Source organism: Cryomorpha ignava (genome assembly GCF_010686655.1).
GTDB classification, from domain to species: Bacteria; Bacteroidota; Bacteroidia; order Flavobacteriales_D; family Cryomorphaceae; genus Cryomorpha; species Cryomorpha ignava.
The window spans coordinates 51,578-72,799 of record NZ_JAAGVY010000022.1; the positions used below are offsets into that span (position 1 = coordinate 51,578).

23 protein-coding genes are annotated in these 21,222 nt (G+C 39.1%); 9 read left to right on the forward strand and 14 right to left on the reverse strand.

The annotated features are described in order from the left end of the window. Positions 1 to 19: 19 nt before the first annotated feature. Complete coding sequence (gene cphA / locus G3O08_RS12135) at positions 20 to 2,653, reverse strand: cyanophycin synthetase (protein WP_163285645.1); 2,634 nt, start codon at positions 2,651 to 2,653, stop codon at positions 20 to 22. A gap of 112 nt (positions 2,654 to 2,765) precedes the next feature. On the opposite strand from cphA, the gene G3O08_RS12140 reads away from it, so the two are divergent. Beyond that, positions 2,766 to 3,632, forward strand: coding sequence for a cyanophycinase (locus G3O08_RS12140; RefSeq protein WP_163285646.1), 867 nt, complete (start codon positions 2,766 to 2,768; stop codon positions 3,630 to 3,632). Between the two features lie 504 nt (positions 3,633 to 4,136). On the opposite strand, the gene G3O08_RS12145 is transcribed toward G3O08_RS12140, so the two are convergent. From G3O08_RS12145 to G3O08_RS12165, 5 genes are all read right to left on the reverse strand, one after another. Further along, positions 4,137 to 5,063, reverse strand: coding sequence for an isoaspartyl peptidase/L-asparaginase family protein (locus G3O08_RS12145; RefSeq protein WP_163285647.1), 927 nt, complete (start codon positions 5,061 to 5,063; stop codon positions 4,137 to 4,139). Positions 5,064 to 5,110: 47 nt separating this feature from the next. Next, positions 5,111 to 6,208, reverse strand: a complete 1,098-nt coding sequence (locus tag G3O08_RS12150) for a T9SS type A sorting domain-containing protein (protein ID WP_163285648.1) — start codon at positions 6,206 to 6,208, stop codon at positions 5,111 to 5,113. Positions 6,209 to 6,268: 60 nt separating this feature from the next. Continuing rightward, complete coding sequence (locus tag G3O08_RS12155; RefSeq protein ID WP_163285649.1) at positions 6,269 to 6,739, reverse strand: SRPBCC family protein; 471 nt, start codon at positions 6,737 to 6,739, stop codon at positions 6,269 to 6,271. Between the two features lie 117 nt (positions 6,740 to 6,856). After that, positions 6,857 to 7,570 (reverse strand): hypothetical protein, encoded by a 714-nt coding sequence (locus G3O08_RS12160; protein WP_163285650.1) that lies wholly within the window; start codon positions 7,568 to 7,570, stop codon positions 6,857 to 6,859. 191 nt (positions 7,571 to 7,761) lie between these two features. Continuing rightward, complete coding sequence (locus G3O08_RS12165; protein ID WP_163285651.1) at positions 7,762 to 8,352, reverse strand: class I SAM-dependent methyltransferase; 591 nt, start codon at positions 8,350 to 8,352, stop codon at positions 7,762 to 7,764. Positions 8,353 to 8,467: 115 nt separating this feature from the next. Here G3O08_RS12165 and G3O08_RS12170 point away from each other — a divergent pair, with 115 nt between their 5' ends. The 6 genes from G3O08_RS12170 (at position 8,468) to G3O08_RS12195 (ending at position 12,369) form a co-directional block, all read left to right on the forward strand. Next, positions 8,468 to 9,127, forward strand: a complete 660-nt coding sequence (locus tag G3O08_RS12170; RefSeq protein WP_163285652.1) for a peroxiredoxin — start codon at positions 8,468 to 8,470, stop codon at positions 9,125 to 9,127. A gap of 96 nt (positions 9,128 to 9,223) precedes the next feature. Further along, positions 9,224 to 9,484, forward strand: a complete 261-nt coding sequence (locus tag G3O08_RS12175; RefSeq protein ID WP_204336861.1) for a DUF202 domain-containing protein — start codon at positions 9,224 to 9,226, stop codon at positions 9,482 to 9,484. A 200-nt stretch (positions 9,485 to 9,684) separates the two neighbouring features. Then, positions 9,685 to 9,888, forward strand: a complete 204-nt coding sequence (locus G3O08_RS12180; protein WP_163285653.1) for a YgaP family membrane protein — start codon at positions 9,685 to 9,687, stop codon at positions 9,886 to 9,888. Positions 9,889 to 9,976: 88 nt separating this feature from the next. Further along, on the forward strand, positions 9,977 to 11,308 hold the full coding sequence (locus G3O08_RS12185; RefSeq protein ID WP_163285654.1) for an MBL fold metallo-hydrolase: 1,332 nt from the start codon (positions 9,977 to 9,979) through the stop codon (positions 11,306 to 11,308). Beyond that, positions 11,305 to 11,757 carry a methyltransferase family protein gene (locus G3O08_RS12190; protein WP_163285655.1) on the forward strand — a complete coding sequence of 151 codons (453 nt, stop codon included), beginning with the start codon at positions 11,305 to 11,307 and terminating at the stop codon, positions 11,755 to 11,757. The genes G3O08_RS12185 and G3O08_RS12190 overlap by 4 nt, the downstream gene beginning before the upstream one ends. 6 nt (positions 11,758 to 11,763) lie before the next feature. Continuing rightward, a complete protein-coding gene (locus G3O08_RS12195) occupies positions 11,764 to 12,369 on the forward strand; it encodes a class I SAM-dependent methyltransferase (RefSeq protein ID WP_163285656.1) in 606 nt (201 codons plus the stop codon). A 210-nt stretch (positions 12,370 to 12,579) separates the two neighbouring features. Here the strand turns inward: G3O08_RS12195 and G3O08_RS12200 are convergent, their stop codons facing one another. The 6 genes from G3O08_RS12200 to G3O08_RS20910 form a co-directional block, all read right to left on the reverse strand. Continuing rightward, positions 12,580 to 13,167: a TlpA family protein disulfide reductase gene (locus G3O08_RS12200; RefSeq protein WP_239541190.1), complete on the reverse strand. Its 588-nt coding sequence runs from the start codon at positions 13,165 to 13,167 to the stop codon at positions 12,580 to 12,582. Between the two features lie 330 nt (positions 13,168 to 13,497). Continuing rightward, complete coding sequence (locus G3O08_RS12205) at positions 13,498 to 15,159, reverse strand: bifunctional metallophosphatase/5'-nucleotidase (RefSeq protein ID WP_163285657.1); 1,662 nt, start codon at positions 15,157 to 15,159, stop codon at positions 13,498 to 13,500. Positions 15,160 to 15,161: 2 nt separating this feature from the next. Next, positions 15,162 to 15,581, reverse strand: a complete 420-nt coding sequence (locus G3O08_RS12210) for a DsrE family protein (RefSeq protein ID WP_163285658.1) — start codon at positions 15,579 to 15,581, stop codon at positions 15,162 to 15,164. Beyond that, a complete protein-coding gene (locus tag G3O08_RS12215; protein ID WP_163285659.1) occupies positions 15,578 to 15,985 on the reverse strand; it encodes a DoxX family protein in 408 nt (135 codons plus the stop codon). The genes G3O08_RS12210 and G3O08_RS12215 overlap by 4 nt, the downstream gene beginning before the upstream one ends. 126 nt (positions 15,986 to 16,111) lie before the next feature. Beyond that, positions 16,112 to 16,477: a hypothetical protein gene (locus G3O08_RS12220; RefSeq protein WP_317164064.1), complete on the reverse strand. Its 366-nt coding sequence runs from the start codon at positions 16,475 to 16,477 to the stop codon at positions 16,112 to 16,114. 172 nt (positions 16,478 to 16,649) lie between these two features. Next, a complete protein-coding gene (locus tag G3O08_RS20910; protein ID WP_204336862.1) occupies positions 16,650 to 16,805 on the reverse strand; it encodes a hypothetical protein in 156 nt (51 codons plus the stop codon). Between the two features lie 388 nt (positions 16,806 to 17,193). On the opposite strand from G3O08_RS20910, the gene G3O08_RS12225 reads away from it, so the two are divergent. Then, on the forward strand, positions 17,194 to 17,919 hold the full coding sequence (locus G3O08_RS12225) for a DUF6088 family protein (protein ID WP_163285660.1): 726 nt from the start codon (positions 17,194 to 17,196) through the stop codon (positions 17,917 to 17,919). Then, positions 17,919 to 18,908, forward strand: coding sequence for a nucleotidyl transferase AbiEii/AbiGii toxin family protein (locus G3O08_RS12230; RefSeq protein ID WP_163285661.1), 990 nt, complete (start codon positions 17,919 to 17,921; stop codon positions 18,906 to 18,908). The genes G3O08_RS12225 and G3O08_RS12230 overlap by 1 nt, the downstream gene beginning before the upstream one ends. Positions 18,909 to 19,190: 282 nt before the next feature. Here the strand turns inward: G3O08_RS12230 and G3O08_RS21515 are convergent, their stop codons facing one another. After that, complete coding sequence (locus G3O08_RS21515; protein ID WP_262888956.1) at positions 19,191 to 19,319, reverse strand: hypothetical protein; 129 nt, start codon at positions 19,317 to 19,319, stop codon at positions 19,191 to 19,193. A gap of 12 nt (positions 19,320 to 19,331) precedes the next feature. Further along, the gene (locus tag G3O08_RS12235) at positions 19,332 to 20,789 is read right to left on the reverse strand and encodes an NAD(P)/FAD-dependent oxidoreductase (RefSeq protein WP_163285662.1); all 1,458 of its coding nucleotides are present in this window, start codon (positions 20,787 to 20,789) and stop codon (positions 19,332 to 19,334) included. Between the last annotated feature and the right edge of the window lie 433 nt (positions 20,790 to 21,222).

The following is a 21,222-nucleotide window of genomic DNA, read 5'->3' on the forward strand; positions in this document are numbered from 1 at the left end:
AATGTCAGAATAAGAAAATTTATTGTAAGACACTTGTATCTCCACTCACCTCTCTGTCTTTCAGCTTCATAACCAAATCTAGTGCATCTGGAATCACATCGCTGCTGAGCACAATTAGCGATCCTTCCACGGCATTGTCAACCGCAAAAATAATCGCTTCTCTCTCTGAAGGGATTATGGTAGTCTTCATATTCGGGTTTTGCATTTTAATGCCGTCGTGAAGCATTTTTATGAGCTCTTCTTCCGTTTTTCCGCGCAAGCGCTTATCCTGTCTGATAATGATTTCATCAAACATTTCAGCAGCTATCTGGCCAATAGCGTTATTGTCTTCTTCGCGTCTGTCGCCAATTCCTGCTATTATCCCCACTTTTACGGTGGCTTCAATAGAATCAACAAATTTCTTTAATGCCCGCATTCCCGCAGGGTTGTGAGCATAATCGAGCAAAATGTTGAAATTGTTGAACTTAAACATATTAAGTCTTCCCGGAGTTTGCGTAGGCGACGGAATAAACGTTTCGAGTGCCACTTTTGTATCTTCAATACTTATTCCCTGAATATTTGCAGCAAGGATAGCTGGCAAGACGTTTTGAATCATAAACTCCGCTTTTCCGCCATGGGTAAGCGGAATATTCTCTGCACGCATTACACGCATTTTCCACTCTCCTCTGCAAAGTGTTACATATCCATTTTCATAAATTGCTGTAATTCCACCCCGCTTTTGAAGAGCTTTGATGCGTGGATTGTTCTCATCCATAGAAAACAATGCCAAACTGCATTCAATGTTTCTCCTCATTTCGTAAACCAGATCATCATCTGCATTTAATATGGCGTAACCGGATGGCAACACAGTTTCAGGAATAACTCCTTTAACCTTAGCCAATTGCTCAATGGTATGTATTCCGCTAAGGCCGAGATGATCTGCAGCAACATTAGTTACAATACCTATATTGCATTTCTTAAAGCCGAGTCCTGCTCGCAATAAACCACCACGGGCACATTCTAAAACGGCAAAATTTACGGTAGGGTCTTTCAATACAAATTCAGCGCTGGTGGGACCTGTGCAGTCTCCCGTAACGAGCAATCTATTCTGAATGTAAACACCATCGCTGGTAGTATAACCTACACGCTTTCCATTGAGTTTAGCAATATGGGCAATGAGTCTGGTAGTGGTCGTTTTTCCATTTGTTCCCGTAACTGCAATAATTGGAATTCTTCCGGTATCGCCGTGTGGGAATAACTTATCGATAACCGGTGCAGCAACATTTCTCGCCAATCCCGAGGTAGGTGCAAGGTGCATTCTAAAACCGGGGCCGGCGTTTACCTCAAGTACAGCACCACCTGTATCGTTTAGCGGCTGGGAAATATCTGTAGTCATTATGTCAATTCCACAGATATCAAGGTCAATAATTTTAGAAATCCTTTCGGCCATCGATACATTAGAAGGATGCACAATATCTGTTACATCTGCCGAAGTACCGCCCGTTGAGAGATTGGCAGTATCTTTAAGGATGAGCATCTCACCTTCGGCAATTACAGAGTCAATATGATATCCTTTTGCAGCTATAATCGTCTTTGTAAGTTCGTTTACAGTTATTTGCGTAAGCACATTCTCATGTCCATACCCACGTCGCGGATCAGAATTAACCTTGTCAACAAGCTGCTGAATAGTTGATTTTCCGTCTCCAATAACATGTGCTGGCGTACGTTTAGCAGCCGCAACCAGCTTATTGTTAATTACCAGTAGTCTATAATCTTCGCCATTAATATATTTCTCTACAATAACAGCGCGTGAAATATCTTTTGCCGCATTAAATGCTACAACTGCATCAGCATAATTCTTTATATTAACAGTTATTCCACGACCGTGGTTTCCATCAACCGGTTTTATAACCAGCGGAAAACCGACATATCTGCACGTTTCTTCAAGGCTGCTCTCTTTGCGAATAATCTCTCCGCGGGGAACCTGTACCTCGGCTTGCTCAAGCAAAAATTTGGTATCTTCCTTATCGCAGGCAAGCTCTACTCCTATGCTACTCGTTTCGCTGGTTACAGTGGCCTGGATGCGTTTTTGATTTGCTCCATAACCCAACTGGCAAAGCGAATATTTATTTAAACGAATCCACGGAATACCGCGTGCCTCTGCTTCTTCAATAATAGAGCCTGTGCTTGGTCCCAGTCTTACCGCCTCACGCAATTCGCGCATTTTCTGAATATCCGCTTCCAAATTGTAATCAGCGCCGCTTACCAATGCTTCACAAATTGCAACTGCGCTTTCGGCGGCAAATCTTCCCACGGCCTCTTCCATATAGGCAAAAACCACGTTATAAACGCCTTCTTCGCCAAAGCCGCGGGTACGCCCGAAGCCAACATCCATTCCTGCCAGGGTTTGAATTTCTAAAGCAATATGCTCAATTACGTGACCCATCCAGGTTCCCTCATCTACCCGTTGAAAGAAACCCCCTTCAGTGCCTACTGAGCAACGATGCTCATACATTCCGGGAAACATCTTTTCAAGTCTTTCTCTAAATCCATTTACTTTATTGGTAGGTTTTTGCTCCATTTCCAGAAGGTCGAGCACCATAACAATAAGTTTATGACGGCGCACAGACCAGTAGTTTGGCCCCCGCATGGCATTGATAGAACGTATTTTCATTTAATCAGAGTTTTAAAGTTATTAAGACCACTATGTATGGAAATTCATCGAAATATATGGTTTTGATTCAATAAATAGGGTAATTTTGAACTTTATTCAAAAAAAATCTTTGATGAGCGATAGTAGCGCAAATGGTGTCTTGATACCAATCGGGGGGAATGAGGATAAAGGATACGATCTGGAAGATGTGTATGCTTTAGACTTTATTGAAGAAGGGATTTTGCAACACGTTGTAAAACAGGCAGGCGGAAAAAACTCAAAAATTGTCATTATTCCTGCCGCATCTAGCATCCCAAAAGAGGTAGCCGTAAATTACCGCGACGCTTTTACAAAACTGGGTTGTACCAACGTGCATCTTTTAAAGATACGAGAGCGGGCTGATTCTGAAAAAGAGAAGTCTATAGATCTGGTGAAAACAGCTGATGCACTTATGTTTTCGGGTGGCGACCAGTCTAAGATTGTCGCCAAAATGGGCGGATCTACCATTCATAAAATAATGATGGATCGGTATCAAAAGGAGCATTTCGTAATTGCCGGAACCAGCGCGGGTGCCATGTGCATGTCTCAAGAAATGATCACCGGTGGCAATAATACCGACTCATTCCGCAAGGGGACCGTTTTTATGGATAAGGGAATGGGCTTCATTCCATCGCTAATTATTGATTCACACTTTATTCGTCGCGGAAGGTTTGGCCGATTGACAGAAGCAGTAGCCAAATATCCCGAATTGGTAGGAGTTGGTCTCGCAGAAGATACAGGTTTAATTATCAGAAATGATACAGAGTTTCAGGTTATTGGATCTGGAATGGCCATTGTGTTTGATGCGCGAACCTCTACCCACAACAATCAGCGGATATTGGAAGAAGGTACTCCAATGACCCTAACAGATTTAAAAACGCATATTCTTTCAAATGGAGATCGTTTTGAGATAAAAACAAGAAAGATTAAGGTATTGCCTATGAATGCCGAGTTTGTTTAATGATAATGTCTGTCGTGTCTCACTCTACAGCGGAATCTACCACGTCAGCGCGGAATTTTAAAGCTGTTGTGTAATTCTGTAAATTGCAAGTGGGTTATTCGGTTTTGAGTTTTCGGTTCTTTGATAAAAACCGAAGGCTTATTGCTTGCCTATTGCTTATTGCCTATCACCTATTGACTATTGCTTTTTGCCCATTGCTTATTGCCCATTGCTTATTGCTTATTGCCGCCCTTGTGCATTCCTCTGCATACGCACTCCCTTCGGTCGTACATACGCACTCCCTTCGGTCGTCGGCGAAAAGCCTCGTCGGATGCAGGAAAGGGAGTTTACCTTACGGTATAATAAAAATTAGAATCTAATTGGAAGGATTTGAGTAGTAATTAAGATCGTTATTGTCTATTGCAAATTGCCAATTGCTTATTGCAAATTGCCTATTGCTTATTGCCAATTGCTTATTGCTTATTGCCAATTGCTTATTGCCCATTGCCTATTGCAAAATTAACTCTACAGATAAATATTAATCTCCTCCAACCCATCAGAATTGCGACACCCTCTGTACATCCCCTCGGTATTAAAGGGCATAGCTATGTCGCCTTTTGAATTTACAGCAATCAGACCACCGTCGCCGCCTATTTTGAGAATCCGCTTGTTAATAACTTCATCAGCAGCCTTTTGAAGTGAATATCCCTTGTGCTCAATTAGGCAAGCCACATCGTAAGCCACAACGCCGCGTATAAAAAACTCGCCGCTTCCGGTGCACGATATTGCGCAGGTTTCGTTATTGGCATAATTGCCTGCACCAATCATAGGGCTGTCGCCGATGCGGCCAAACCGTTTATTGGTCATTCCGCCTGTGCTTGTTGCTGCGGCAATATTTCCGTCAGCATCACAGGCTACTGCACCTACGGTTCCAAATTTTGAATCTTTTTTTGACGAATGGTCTAATTGAAAACTGTCGGTATCTTTTATCTCAAGCCATTGTTCGTGGCGAAATTCATCGTAAAAATAAGAATCAGGCTCCTGTGTATATCCCTGTAGTTTAGCAAATTGAAGTGCTCCCTTTCCAGCCAGGAAAACATGTTCACTTTTGTCCATAACATCGCGCGCAAGGCTCACCGGGTTTTTAATGCCCGAAATCAGCGATACAGCACCTGCGTTAAGTGTCTTCCCATCCATTATTGCCGCATCCATCTCGTGGGTTTCATCGGCTGTAAAAACACTTCCTTTACCTGCGTTAAACAGCGGAGAGTCTTCCATTACCCTTACCGCAATCTCTACCGCATCAATGGCAGATTTTCCTTCAGCTAGGGCAGAATATCCCGCATTGAGGGCTTTTTCCAGGTCGGCTCTGTAATTTTGCTCCTTTTCGGGCGTCATCATTCCTTTTACGAGCGTTCCTGCTCCACCGTGTATTGCTATTGAAATTTTCATAAAATATAAGGTTGGTTTCTTAAATTAAAAGACCGGGTTGCATAAAATCAATTGAGGACAATTCGTTTGGTAGCAATTATTTTGTTTCCGCTTCCGCGAATTTCTAAGAGATAAATTCCACGAGATAAACTACTAACATCCATTCGGTTTGAGTCTTCTACCTGAACCAAATCTCCAGCAGAATTAAAAAGCTTTAATTTGATCTTGCCGGAAGTGTTTACTGTAAAATAATCGGTTGCAGGATTGGGACTTATCGTGAATTCTTCTTTTTCAGTTTTAGCTATTCCGGTCAGATTTAAATTCAATTTAAATAAACCTGAATTGCCCAAAAAGCCCCCTTCTGAAGTGAAATAAAAGAGACCCGGATTTATTTCTGAAACTCCTTCTATTTGATAAGAATAACCAGATGGAGCCTGTAAATCAATATGCTCTGTTATACCCTGCGAAAATTGTCCTTCGGGAAATGATGAAATAATAATTGCAAACGGACTTATTAGCGAATAGCCACTCAAAATTAGTCTTCCGGTGTTTTCATTTATAGCTGCACCGGTAATCATCCCCTGCGCATCCATACTATCTGTTCTGTTTAGTGCATAATTGCCCGGTAGCTTGCTTAAGGGATATACATTTGTGCGGTTGTCGCCCCAGTTTTTTGTAAAGATGTACAGGCTGTCCTGATAGGAAATAAAGGCTTCTGCATCGAAATTGGTAGAAAATGGCGCCGACGTAAAATCTGTTTGATCACTATAGTTAAAAGAAATTGCTTCGGCAGTAGCCTGATCGTTATCAGATTCAAAATAATCGCTTTGCAAAATTCGGTAAACTTTCAAATCGGTACGCACTCCATTGTTATTTCCAAAATCACCTATGTATATATACGTATTGTCGTGGGCAAGATCTTCCCAATCTTTATTGATAGCATTCAGCACAGCCACTGTTCTAAGCACATTTCCCGTAAGGCTATCTATTTCGTAAAGGCGTGCTTCTCCACCCGAATCACTGTGGGTAATTAATTTTCCGTTAAGGTATATTAAGCCCGAGCTTTCGCTGATGGTAGAAGATAGTGGGGTGAGCAATTCTAAATCTTGCGCAAAAATTGACACAGGCAAAGTAACCAGTAAGAACTTTAAAAGATGTTTTGCCATCAATACTTGTTTTCTGCAAACTTACTTAAGAATCTGCAATGCACTCCATAAGTTTCGTTCTTAACTCGAATATTTACCAAACTTTTTATCTACTGCCATTGTGCGGTAATCGAAAATTTCCTGAAGTTTACTTTTTATTAAAATCCCATTGGCCATAGCACCTAAAAAGCCAAATGGTGGCTTGTAACTCACAATATCGCGCATCAACACGCCATTTGGAATTGCTGAAATATGATGCTGGTGATGCCAAATAGCATAAGGCCCCACCCGCTGCTCGTCAACAAAATACTCTTTCTCCTTTACATGAGTTATCTCTGTGACCCACAGTGTTTTAATTCCAAATACAGGGCTTACCTTATAGCTGATAATCATACCGGGATACATTTTTTCAGAAAGGTTATTGGAAATAATATCGAAGCCCATATAGTCGGGGGTGATTTCTTTTAAATTGCCGGGAGATGAAATAAAATCCCAAACTTCATCGATAGACGCGTTTACTTTTTGTTCTTTTATTAATTGGTAGAATCCCATTTTTGCAGTAGTGTATTTATAGGCTTAATTAACCAAAGGATTATTATTTTGTTTAATATTTTTCGGGAACATATAAACACATGACATTTGCCTAAATAAATAAACTGACCAGTGGTGCTACCGAGTTGCCTTTTTGTAAAACTTAAATAGGCTTTTATTCAGCTTTCTTGCAGCAAGGAGTATCCTGTCAATTTCAGGCTCTAAGCTATAGGCACGCACATAATACGGAAACGGATCGGTGAGTTGCTCAAGATTTTGATCTTTTACAACAAATGCCGGAAGTCTCAAGTTTGACGAAGAATAATAAACCGGTTTATTTTCAATTCCTTTTTCGGTGACTACCTGTCTATAAGTATCATACCGGGGGTCGCGTTCTTTTAAAATAGCCAAATCAAGAACCAGGTAATACACATCATTTACCAGCGGGTTTGGAATTTCATTTAGCTGCCCATTCATAAATTTCATATTGTCAAAATCTTTTGAAATAAGCTTATCTGTTTCTTCGCTGTAGAAGAATGCGGTTTTACAGAATTTAATATTAACCGGAAAGGTTGTCGCAATGGCCTTATTTAGCGCTATTTGGTCGGCTTCCATTTCATTTGCCTTCTGGTCATAGCCCTTTTCTCTTATTGTCTCAAGCGTTTGTGACTTCGTTGACAGTCTAATCAGCAAAATTCCCTTTTTCAGATTCTTAATTTGCTCTTCAGCAATTTGCCGTTCAATCTTTCCTTTGCTCTTCCCCCTCTTTGTATTGACCTCTATATTTTGCCCGTAGCCATGTTGCAAAATCAAAACAAGAAATAGCCATGTCCCTAATATCGTTTTTCCCATGATTTAAAACTACGTAAAATATCTAAGGACGTCTAATGAGCAATTCTAAAATATACCGAAGCAGGAGATATTAAATTATTTTTTGTAGGTTTAAACTTTCTGTTTCATAGCTAGGAAATCCTCATACCTTGTTCCCTTGGTTTTGAGGATTTCCTTTTTTTATAAAATGAAGAAGCAACTATTCACTTTTTCTAAAATTTCTGAAATACCAAGGTGGTCATTGCCCTTAAATCTTGAACATTGGTTGTTTTTACTGGTTCAATGAGCTTTAAAGGGTAGGATTGTAAAAGTTCTGATATTATTCTTCTGGTAACATAAAAATTGCCGGCTTCTTTGCTTATTCCATCTTGAACCCAAGGCTTTTTACCGTCTAATCCAATATCTGAAGCGACGCGTATAAATAAAGTGCCTTCCGGTTTCAATACCCTTACTAATTGAGAAAACATAACATCAAACTGCTCCCTGCTTTGCGCGAAATGCAATACAGCACTGCAGAGAATGTGGTCGAAAGCACTTTCGCCGAAAGACAAACTATCTAAGTTTCCTACCGTAAAATTTTTTGAAATGTCTGGATAATTCTCTTTTGCCTGCGCAATTCTTTCAGCATCGGCGTCAATTCCCGCAAGGGTGAAATAATTCTGATAAAACCATTTCAAATTTCGTCCACTCCCGCAGCCTGCATCCAAAATGGATTCACCGGGCTGGTAGCGCCCTTTCAAAATCTGGTCGATAATGTAGATATCAACATTGCCAATTAGGTCGTAGGTCTGTTTGTAATTCATTAGGATTTTAAACCGTTATAAGCTAGAAATATTAGTTGATTCATCTGTAACGTAAGTCACTGTAAATAAGGAATAAATACGCGATCTTTATGTAAAATTAATAAAAGCAATTAAAATGGAAAATACAGAACCAGTTGCGGTCAATCCAATGCCAAGAATTGGCGACCAGGCACCAGACTTTAAAGCAAAAACAACCAAAGGCGATATTGAGTTATCAAAATTTGCAAAAGATAAATGGATTGTGATGTTTTCGCACCCTGCCGATTTTACGCCTGTATGCACCACAGAATTGAGTGGCTTCGCAACGCGTAAAAATGAGTTTGACGCACTCAATACAGAGCTTTTAGGATTGAGTATCGATAGTATTCACGCACATTTGGGTTGGGTTAATAACGTGCATGAAAAAACGGGCGTTTATTTCGACTTTCCGATTATAGCCGATATTGATATGAAAGTAGCTAAACTTTACGGTATGCTGCAACCAAATGAAAGCGAAACTGCAGCTGTTAGAGCTGTCTTTTTTATAGACCCTAAGAAAAAAATACGTTTGATTATGTATTACCCACTAAATGTAGGTAGAAACATGAATGAAATTTTGAGAGCGTTAGAAGCTCTGCAAATATCTGATGAGCATGGTGTAGCAATGCCTTTGGACTGGAAAAAAGGAGATAAGGTAATCGTTCCACCACCAAAAACATTGGATGAGATGGCTGATAGACTTAAAGATGATCGTTATGAGAAAGTAGATTTTTATCTCGCCAAAAAATCATTGTAATTGGTCTTCTTGAATTTTAGTTAAGTTTGATAAGAAAGAATTAAAGCGGCGAGAAATTGCCACTTTAATTTTCAAATATTGAATTACATTTGGAAAATGGAACTCAAACTCACAGATAAATTAGCCATTGAACGAACCAGACTTGCAAACGAACGTACTTTTCTGGCCTATTTCAGATCGGCAATTGTGTTTTTGAGTTCAGGATTTGCCATAATTAAATTGGAAATGCTTCGAGAGGTAATTTGGATTGGTTATGCTCTCATTGTGATTGGACCAATTTTATTTTTCATCGGCTTGTTTAGGATGTTGTACGTGAAGAAACGAATAAAGAAGTCCTATCAAAATGACCCTGATTAAAAGACTACAGGTTATTTGGAGTTCGTGATTTCTTGGTTAAAGTATAGCGGTGGTGATTGAAGGCTGATGCTACGAAGAAAATATTTTAGTGATATATGTTATTGGATAGGCCAAATCTGTATAATCTCACAATTGGCGCCGGTGATTAGTTTTACCATAGTCGCAGGCTTTGTTTTTGGTAGAAATTAAAATATACAATCATGAAAAAAAACATGGGCGGTGCAGATCGCATTATTCGAATCATTATCGCAATAGTAGTTGGTATTTTATATTGGCAAGGCATAATTGCAGGAACATTGGCTTATGTATTGCTGGCATTTGCAGTAATATTTTTAATCACGAGTTTCATCAATTTTTGTCCTTTATATCGATTATTTGGCGTAAACACTTGCCCGAAAAAATAGGACTAAAACTAGTGTTGTCAATTTATTAGCGGTTACAGCAATTTGCTGTAACCTTTACGTATTCAATAGTATAGAAAAACGGAACCTTATGAATATCAAACAATTCGAATACAAACCACTTGCCCACTATTCATACGCAATAGTAAGTAAAGGCAAAATGGCCGTTATAGATCCGGAAAGAAATCCGGAACAGTATTACGCTTTCGCGAAAGCGAACAATGCAGAAATAGTTGCCATCATAGAAACGCATCCTCACGCTGATTTTGTGAGTTCACATCTTGAGATTCACAAAAAGACAGGAGCAACTATATACAACAGTAAAAAATTAGGTGCTGACTATCCGCATCAATCATTTGATGAAGGTGATAGTATTGCTTTGGGGAATATTACGCTAAAGGCTATAAATACCCCCGGCCACTCACCAGACAGTATAACAATAATAGCTACTGAAGGTGATAAAACAACACTTTTTACTGGAGATACACTTTTTATCGGTGATGTTGGTCGTCCAGACTTGCGCGAGAAGGCTGGAAATATGAAAGCGAAGCGGGAAGAGCTTGCTGAAATGATGTACAACACTATGCAGAATAAGTTCAAAGATTTGCCAGATGATGCTGTGGTTTATCCAGCTCACGGTGCGGGTTCACTATGCGGTAAGAATTTGAGTGATGCAAACAGTAGCAGTTTGGGCAGTGAGCGAATGGGCAATTGGGCATTTAAGGATCAATCCAAAAAGCAATTTATGGACACTTTGCTCGAAGGTCAACCGTTTATTCCGTCTTATTTTGGTTATAATGTGGATATCAATAAAAGGGGTGCAGCAGATTTGAAACCAGCAATTTCTAAAATTCCATTTGTGGAAAATTCAGTTCCTACCGGACTTATAATCGATATGCGCAAAAAAGAAACCTTTAAAAAAGGCCATTTAAAGAACAGTATCAACATTGATGCAGCATCGGAAGATGATAAATTTGAAACTTGGTTAGGCGCTATAGTTCAGCCTAAGGAAGAATTCACATTAGTTGTTGATAGTGAAAGTAGTAAAGACAATATTTTGCACCGTGTAGCCAAAATTGGCTATGAACAACAGCTGAAGCAAATTGTCACACTTCCGAAAGAAAATCTTGTAAATACAGAAAAATTAGATCTGGCTGATTTTAAAAATAATCCCGATAACTACACCATTGTTGACATACGCAACCAAAGCGAGATAAACGAAGGCAAGTTTTTTAATAAAGCACTTTCACATCCGCTAAATGAGCTACGCGGCACAGCAAGTAAAATCCCAACAGACAAGCCCATCGTGGTGCATTGTGCGGGTGGGTATCGCAGCGCGGCGGGAAGCAGCATTCTCAACAAAGAACTAAAAGGTGTTAGAGTATATGATTTGAGTGATGATATAGAACAATTTAAAAAGTGAGCTTAAAAAAACCCACAAAAGATTACGTTTTTGTTATCGTTCAACTATTGCTTTTCGCAGTGTACTTTTTACCCGTGCACTTGTTGTCGACGATAGCACTGCCGGTTTGGTTGAATTATGCCGGCTTAATCATGTTAATATTGGCCGTTGTATTTGGAATTATGGCTTTCGTGCAGTTAAATACAAACATCTCACCTTATCCAACTCCTTTGGAATCAGGGAAATTAGTTACAAACGGAGTCTTTCGAGTTGCCAGACATCCAATTTATACATCTTTGATTTTTTCGGGATTTGGGTATGCCATTTATCAGGAATCAATTTTTAAACTCTTCATAACCTTGCTTTTGGTTATTCTGTTTTATTTCAAGTCGAAATATGAAGAAAGCCTGCTGACACAAAAATATCCTGATTATCCAGAATACAAAAAGCGAACACGTAGATTTATTTAGAAACTAATGAATAATCTACCTTCAGATTTTTGGAATGAGCGGTATGCTGATGCTGAATATGCTTACGGCATTGCGCCCAACGACTTTTTTAAAGCCCAGCTTGACGCGATAAAACCAGGTGATATATTATTGCCCGCCGAAGGCGAGGGTCGCAATGCGCTGCACGCCGCTAAGCAAGGCTGGAACGTGACTGCATTTGACAGTAGCAGTGGCGGTAGAAAAAAAGCTATACAACTCTCATTGGATCATGGCGTAGCAATGCACTATGAAGTAGCCGATGTATTGGAATTTAAAACCAACAAAAAATTTGATGTTTTGGGTTTTATTTATGCCCATTTTCCAATAGAAATTCGAAAAGCGGCTAACCAACGATTGATTGAATTACTTAAACCCGGCGGAATTGTAATTTTTGAAGCTTTCGCTAAAACACAATTGGGAAATCCTTCTGGCGGCCCTAAAAGTCTCGAAATGCTATTTTCTATTGAAGAAATTGAAGCCGAGTTTTCCGGAATACAATTTATACTGATGGAAGAAAAATTCATCCAGCTTAACGAAGGTCAATTCCATCAAGGGAAAGCTGACGTTATACGGTTTGTGGGAATAAAGGAATAATCCCAATCCTTTAGAATCCTTAACATGATCGCTATTGTTGCTTAAAAATCACCGAGATCAAACCAATCGGAAACACTTTTTTTTACATGGAGTGAGTTTTGTCCAGAATTCCCAAAGCCAAATTTGGATAATGTCGGTGGGTTTTTGCTATCCCCGAAAGGGATGGACATAAGCGCACTTAATATCCATCCTTTCCGAAAATAATCCTATTTACCTTAAACTGTTTAAAAATTCCTTAAAGTCAGAGTCGCTATAATCTGCCATTCCTTTATGCGACCATGCCAAATTCCCATCAGCGTCAATAACATAAGTAGTAGGAATTGACGACGACTGATACATTGCTGGCAGGCTGCTTGCCGGTGCATAAATAGGCAAGTTGTACCCCTTCTTTTTATCGAAAGCTTTAGCTGTTTCGAAGTTTCGGTCGAGCGAAAGCATCACAAAAGCAACTTCCTGACCCATTTCTTTATATAGTTTTTCAATACTCGGCATTTCGGCAATACAAGGCGGGCACCAGGTAGCCCAAAGGTTCATGAAAATCACCTTGCCTTTCAAATCTTCCAATGATGTGGTGTTGCCATCCTTATCCATCAGTTCCAAATTGAAATCTGCCTTTGGCAATTCAGACATCGTTCTTGTTCCCACTTCTCTCCCACTTTCATCCAGTTCAGGCTGAGCAGCTACTTTCACATTGGGGTTCATCAAGCCTGTGGCGAGAAGGCCGCGTTGTGCAAAACCTATTAACCTGAGTTCGATTATTATTTTGGATTCAGAACGCCAATAAATAGTAAGTTTCAACTAAAAATAATGAAGTAATAGCGGGCTATTGCAAAGCATTTTTAGGCAGAAAATCGCTGTTTAGAGGTGGTATGAGAAAAAAAACTTTTCCATAGAATCCAATATACTGTGTTGTCTTAGCTCGATATAGCCCGCTATATCTTCACAAAGACGCCTTGTCTATTCAATTCTATGAAAATCTGAATTTCCAAATAAGAGTCGAACTCAGGTTATTACTTCGGCCTGCATGCCCGTTGCGAAAATAGTAATAGCAGCTACGGCTAAAATGCCGTACTGTATCCATGTTTTCTTTGTACTCCTATTTTTTTTCGTTTTCATAATCTTATAATTTTATTGAAATTTATAATCGGTTCCCGGAACAGTCGAAAAAGAATATTCACCCAAGTATTCACAATAGGCTCTCCCGTCCAAGACTGGCGAAACCGGCGAGTTTTTTTGGAGATATTCTTCCACCGCTTCATGAATGGTATAATCTTTAAACTCAACGTCTTTTACATTGGGCATTCGGCACAAATTATCAATTGGGTCGCCAGGGCGTTCACATGCCGAGATGGTATAGTATTCTTCGTCTTGCATTGGCTCGCCTTTTACGGTTATTGTTGAAATGCGCTTACCCTTTCCATTTTGACTATTAAAATCAACTTCCATTCCCGAAAAACGCACCATCCATCCGCCGAAGCGCTCCATAGGATATTCAGCAAATGCATTGTGCATTTCTTTTTCTAACCAATCTTTAATCTGTTTCCCAGTTACCTTGCCTGTTTTTACCTTTTCGTTAACCGGAAGTAAATTCCAAAGATTTGCTCTGGTTATAGGCGCAGGTTGGCCATCTTCGGGAACAATGGGATTACCAAAACGGAACCCATTAGAAATGGAAATATCTGCTCCTGTTTTCCAGCGAGCCGCATCCGTTATCATATTATCCATGCTGTTTTCAACAGTAAGATATCGGTACAAAGGAGTTTCTGTATAACCAACTACTGTTTCCAAATATTCTTTGTATGGTGCTTTTTCTCTATCGACTATGGCTTGAATCTTTTCATCTGCCGGGTAAATTTGCGGATCAACATCAATAAGCTCATAGTCATCGCCCACCAATTTTCCATCTACAAAATGCAGTGTCAACTTCCCGACAAAAGATCCGAAAGCACCCGGCTCGGTAACTTTGGCGTGCTTGCCTTGTATAAGCTCACGCACCCGCTCGTGGGTGTCATTACCCAAAACATAGTCGGCATTTTCGGATATTGGACTATTGGCAAGCTCTACTTGTTTGAAAATTCCGAGATGTGTAATTAGGAAAAGTACATCTACATTTTCGTTGACCTTTACATCATCTACAAGCTTTTTCAAGTTGTCGTCAAGGCCACTAAAAGCAATGCCTTCGCTAAAAATCGGATTCTGTCTTACGGGAACATCCGGATCGTTGATACCAATAAACCCTATGCGAATTCCTTCTATTTCCTTAATCCAATAGGCCGGAAACAAAGGCTCTTCATCTTCGTCATGGTACATATTCTGTACAATTACCTGGGTGTCGTAGCCTTTCATCAAATCCATCATTATGTCTTTACCATAAACCACTTCCCAGTTTCCTGGAATGATAACGTCGTAACCCATGTTTTTCACTACATCGGGCATTACTTTACCTTGTGATAATGCAGCATAGCCGCTACCTTGTATCAAATCGCCACCATCGACAATTATGGTTCTATTCGGATTTTTTTGTTCTTCCCGATCAAAAAGTGTTTTGATATTTGCCATACCACCACGGTTTTTAAAAACCACTTTTTCATTTTCCCAGAATAGTTCGGGATGTGTATCAAGCTGCCCGTGAATATCTGCAGTTTGAAGCACGGTAATGCTCACGGTGTCTTTGGCATTGTCAGCAGTTTTATCTGAATCTTTCGCGTTACCGGTTTGACACGCTGACGCGAAAATCAGTATTCCAAAAAGGGACGCTGATGCTAATATATTTTTGCTTAATGTTTTCATAATTATAGACTTATACTTTTATATCCTTTATTTTGAAGTTGGAAATTGTGAAGAATTCCATTCTCGACAATCTTCATTTCTTTTGGGACTTTTGTTTTATCAATTTTAAATTTATTTAGTGAAAAGCCGCAGGCCACTAATTCTACACCTGCTTTTTCGGCCATTTCAATAAACTTCTGCATTTTTTCAGTTTCCGTTATTTCACCAATATCCTTTCCACAAATAATGACCTGAAAATCGCCGTGGCTTTGCCCATCTTCTTCTTTAAGCGCTTCAGCAGTTAAGATTATAGGCTTTAGCTGTGGTACTTTTTTGGTGAGCACTACGTAATTATTTTTGCTTTCCATTTGTTGAGCTATCACATTACTCGCTCCAAACATGGTGAGCGCTACTAAGGTTATACTAAAAATGTACTTTTTCATTTTGTTTTATTTAAAAGGTTACCGGTGTCGTTCAGTACGAAAAAAAGAAGTCCACCTAAAATTGCAATGTTTTTAAAAAGCGGCCCCAGCGTCGTTATCTGTCCTACTTGAACAGTTAATGTTATGGGAATTAGTACCGCCATTAATATTAAAGCCGCCCACTTGGTTTTGTACCCTATTAAGAATAGAAAACCTGCCGCAAGCATTGCTATACCAGAAAGTATTATGAGCAACTCTGGGTTTCCAAAAAAATTGGCCAGTCCCTTAAAGCTCGCTTGCTCTATTCGTTGAGCGGTTTTTTCTACATTGAGCAGGTGATTAAAACCGGCTACCAGAAATATTCCGCTTACCAAAATGCGCAAGAGCTGTATGGAACGACGGCTGACTAAAACGTTTGTCGTCATTGTAAATGATTTTAAAAAGATGATGGAAATTGTGCGGTGACTTTCGCAATAGGCCATGTGCTTGCATTTCTTTAAACACAAAGAACTGCTGCGGAAGCACCGACTTAAAAATTTGCAGAATGAGAGTTAGGCCAACCTGGGAGGTGGGCAATCGTTATCGATGAAAAGATAACTCAACAAGCTTGAAGAAAAGTGTTCGGTAAAAAGAACAATGGGCTGGATAATATCTGCACCCACGGGGAGCAGTTTTAGCTCAAATGGTGAAGTACAAAGTGAGTTTAATACAAGGTTTGGCGAATCTAAATGGTCTATCTGCGAAAAATCAGCTGACCTATTTATCTGCTTTGGGCTATTCTTAGATTTACAATACGGGTTTACAATTGCGATTTCGCTTTCGCCGAATACGGCGTTCAGTCCATCTGCATCTATGGCAATGAATTTTACCACAAAAACGGAAACTAAGAATAGCGCTATGTAAGTACTTGCTTTCACTTCTGGCACAAACGTAAGGGAATTAAGCACCGAACTTTGTAACTTAGGTTACTCAGGGACTAAAAAACACCACCTTTAACAGTTCATTAAAGATTCATTCAGCTTTCCACTAAATGCATAGCAAAATGTTCATATAGCAAAGGGTTATCAGGTAACACATTTGAACACTTTCTTATTTCAAAACTTGAAAACCCCATACAATTAATAAAAAGCCGACTCCTGTAATTGCAGGCGCCGGTATTTTCATAACAAGTCCCAAAACAATCATTACTAGAGCTGTTAATGCAAGCAGAATCGAAATCAGGTTCATTTTTTTATTACGAGTCATATCCCTGTTTTTAGATAAAGTTAAATGATTTGGCCGGTCTGTAATGTTCGTTGCTGTATCAGAGCCTTCTGAAAGCCTAATATTTGTCCCAAAATTAGAGAATACAGAATGGATTCTTACAATATGTAAGTGATATGTCGCAGAACCGACACTTGTATTTGTAACGTTTGCTTAGCTCCTTGTTGGCAAACAATTTAGAATGGTTGTGAACCTGTGTAATGCCTGCCCAATTATTGGTGAATGAAAGCTGAGAATGGGCTTTGAATTTTATAGAACCTTGTTTAATCTAAACTAAAGAATTAAAAACGGAGAAACAGTATATGTCAAGTAAATGCCATATATTACTTGACATTTATACTATTATTCAGTACATTTGGAGTTTACAGTTATGAATACAACAACATCCATAAAATATAAAGTTGCTGGAATAGAATCAGGAGAAGTATTTACATACGATACCTTGGCTATTCCAAAAGACAAATTTTCGGCTGCCGCAAAGGCTTTAAGCCGAATGGTTGCTGACGGTGTAATCAAAAGGTTTAAAAATGGAAAATATTACAAACCAAAACAAACAGTTTTTGGCGAAATTAAGCCCAGAGAAGATGCCTTAATTAACAGCTATCTCTTTGAGAATAATAAGCAGGTTGCCTACATAACAGGCGTTCGACTGTACAATCAATTTGGTTTGACCACACAAGTTTCAAATGTTGTGAAATTGGCAAGTAAGGATAAAATTATAAAAGCTAAAATTGGAAGTCTTGTTATAAAACCAGCCAAGAGTTACGTGGCTGTTTCTAAGAGCAATGTGCGGTTTTTGCAACTCTTAGACGTATTCAAAGATTTTAAAAGCATTCCCGATATGAATCAAGAAGTTGGGGTTACTTTTTTAAAAGAGAGTATTAAAAAACTATCTGAAGCAGAAAGAGTTAAATTGGTTGCTTTTGCAAAACTATACCCCCCGAAAGTAAGGGCATTACTTGGGTCGATTCTTGAAGTTCTTTGTTATGACGAATTAAGTAAACCGCTTAAGCAAACTCTTAACTCATTGAGCAGGTTTGAATTTGGAATATCTGAAAATACATTACCCACTATCTCAAACTGGAATATCTTTTAATGATTTTACACCTTGATAAAGCTGTATTTAATGATGCCGTTATTGCAACAGCACAGCATTTTGGAATTTCTGAAATTTATATCGAAAAGGATTATTGGGTGACGCTTGCGTTAAAGCAGATCTTCACAAATACCAACTCAAAGGATATTGCTGTTTTTAAAGGTGGAACATCACTATCTAAATGTTTCAAAATCATAGACCGTTTTTCAGAAGACATCGATTTGGTTGTAATTAAAGAAGATGGTGAGACTGACAATTCTTTAAAAAGAAAATTAAAGAAGATAACGAGCACCTTGGATGGTGTTTTGTCTGTAATTCCGAATCACCCATTGGAGAATAAACGCGGTAAAATAAGAAAAGTGGTGTACAGCTACGACAAAGCAGGACTTAAAGGAGCTTATGGACAAGTGCGAGACCACATCGTACTCGAAGTATCAAGTCTGGGAAATTCACATCCATCTGAAACAGTTAATATTCAGACAATGATTTCTGAATTTATTTCCACAACCAATAACCCAATAATAGCTAATGAATACCTGCTTGACCTTTTTCCAGTTGCAGTAATTAGTATTGAGCGTACTTTTTGCGAAAAAATAATAAGCCTAGTCCGATTCTCATATACCGATACACCTTTAGATGATTTGGCTAATAAAGTTCGTCACACTTACGACTTACATCAACTGCTGCAGGAAGAACGAATTACTACTTTTTTAAATTCTATTGATTTTGAAACCATGCTTAATATTACCGGGAAAGATGATGACAAAGCCATATCAAATGACAAGGAGTGGCTGTTTAAACACCCAGCGGAATCTTTGTTATTCAGCAAAACAGAAAAAGTATGGGCAGAGTTAAGCAAGACTTATAAAGGTTCTTTTAAAGAATTACTAACAAGTGAACTGCCAGATCAAAACCAAGTTTTGGAATCGTTAATGCAGATTGCTAAGAGATTGAAAGATGTTGAATGGGATCTTCTTAAAGGTAAATAAGAGTTAGCTTCCCTTAGTTCTTGCTTCAGAACGGTTTTTCACAGACATATCCCCTATCCAAAAAAGAGATTAAACTGGAATAAATAATTTTTTTAAAATCTTGGATAAAATAGATCTCAACTGAATATTTATTCAAAAAAAAATTCACAGTGTTAATGAATCTATAAAAACTATTTAACTGCTAAGAAGATTGCGCAGCCATCGCCTTAAAACTCACATTACAAACATTCTATCACTTTTCTTAAAGAAATCAATAGCCGGAATTATTAACACTTTCTAATCTCATCGCGTTCCGCCATGCCCGCCAGCCACAATAACCAACACTTTAAGGCTCAAATAAATAAATTTGAAAAACTGGATGATGGGGTTCATCATCACAAATCGTTTGAATTTTGATATTCTTTTTGTCATGGTTATATGGTTTTATTCAGGAATTAAGTACCAAAAAGGTTTCATTTTGGCTTTGTAGATAAATGCATAGTGAAGCATCAGCTTCAGCCAATGGCCGGCAAGACCAATCTCGCCAAACGTTTTGCCAAGTTTTCTTCCTTGAGTGTCCGGATATTTAATATAATCTGGAACAATTGGATAAGTGGTTATACTTACACCGCTTCCTTTGGTCATTCCAAAACCAGCAGACGCTATACAAGCGGCACCCATATTACCCATAGAGCCTTTGTGATGAAGTGATTCTTTATTTTGCATAATACTGTCAATAATATTGTCAGCGACTAATCTTGCAGTAATTCCAGATGGCATTCCAGTTCTGGGTGGTGCCGGAAAAATTTCCGTTCCATTGGGGCTTTTTCGCGGTTTCGAGATACTATGCGGCGGAGCGAATGCGATGCCGGGAGCGAAAATGTTTTTATAACTTGGGTTTTGATATGTTTCCGGCCAGTCCTGCACACGCCATTCTTCGTAAGGTTTTGGTGTGTAGTCGGCATCTACAATCATAAATCCTTTAAACAGTTTATCAGTAATATCCAGATTGTTCTTGTCGAAAGCTTCAAACCCGTGACCGGAAAAAGAAGGAATTAACATGGCAAAATCATACTCGATAGATCTTTGATCACCGTCCAAATTTTCATAATGGGCAATTCCGTCTTCAATTTTATTCACACCTGCACCCAGAATCCAATCTATACCCCGATCTTCAAAAACCATCTCAATCATCTCATGTGATTTCATAATATTGCTGCCATAACTGAGCAACATACCATCCATTCCAAAATCACCTAGTTCATATTCATTTGATATCCAGGTTATTTTAGCTTTATCGCGCACATTGTGACGGCGAAGTTCCTGCTCAACATTTAAGATGTATTCAAAAGCTGCACCCTGGCATGTCGCTTTCGCGTGACCTGTGCCAATTACTATTCGAACTTCCTTTCCAAGCTTCATTTCTTCAATGAGTGCTTTCAAACCTTGCCAGGCATGATCGGCATGGGTGTAGGTGCAAACCGAATATGCTTTATTCGTTCCGGGGTTTAGCCCTTCAGTAGCTTCAAAATTAAGTTTGGGACCTGTAGCGTTGATTAAATAATCGTAGGTTATTTTTTCAGTTTCACCCTTTTTTTCTTGGTTAACATATTCAGCCAGTACATAAGGCTGTTCTGTTTCGCTATCACCTTCGGGATAAAAGGATGTAACTTTTGCCTGTTCAAAGCCAATACCCTTTTTCTTATATAATGGTGCCAGCGGAAAAAGGATTTCTTTCGACTTCATTCTACCAATACCAACCCAAATATTTGATGGGATCCATTGGTAGTTACTATTAGGTGACACTACTACAACTTCGTGTTCTTTTGGTAGCTTTCTGCGTAAATGTGCCGCAGCTACATGACCGGAAATACCAGCACCGAGGATAACAACTTTAGACATTTCTTTAATTTTTATGAAAGGTAATCAGCATTTTAGAGCTTTATGGTAACTTAAGTTACTTAGGGGATTTTAGTTGTTTTAATTAAAGGTATTCAATTCATTTTAATCACTTTGGGGGTTTTCAAACGGGTAGTATTTCCATAGGGAAATTGAAAAATAAAGCACTGCGAGTGGTGATGCTACGCAGCGACCACAGACCCATTCGGCTGCGCCAGAATGGTTTTTTCATGCCAAAATTTTATGGATGCTAGCAGGATTGTTCCAAACTAAAAGCCCACGCTGCCCCACTCGGGATTGCCGCGCCGAAAAAAATGGCGCGGCATCCCAGAGGGGGCGCTACGCAGCGACCACAGACCCATTCGGCTGCGCCAGAATGGTTTTTTAATGCCTAAATTTTCTGGATGCTAGCAGGATTGTTCCAAACTAAAAGCCC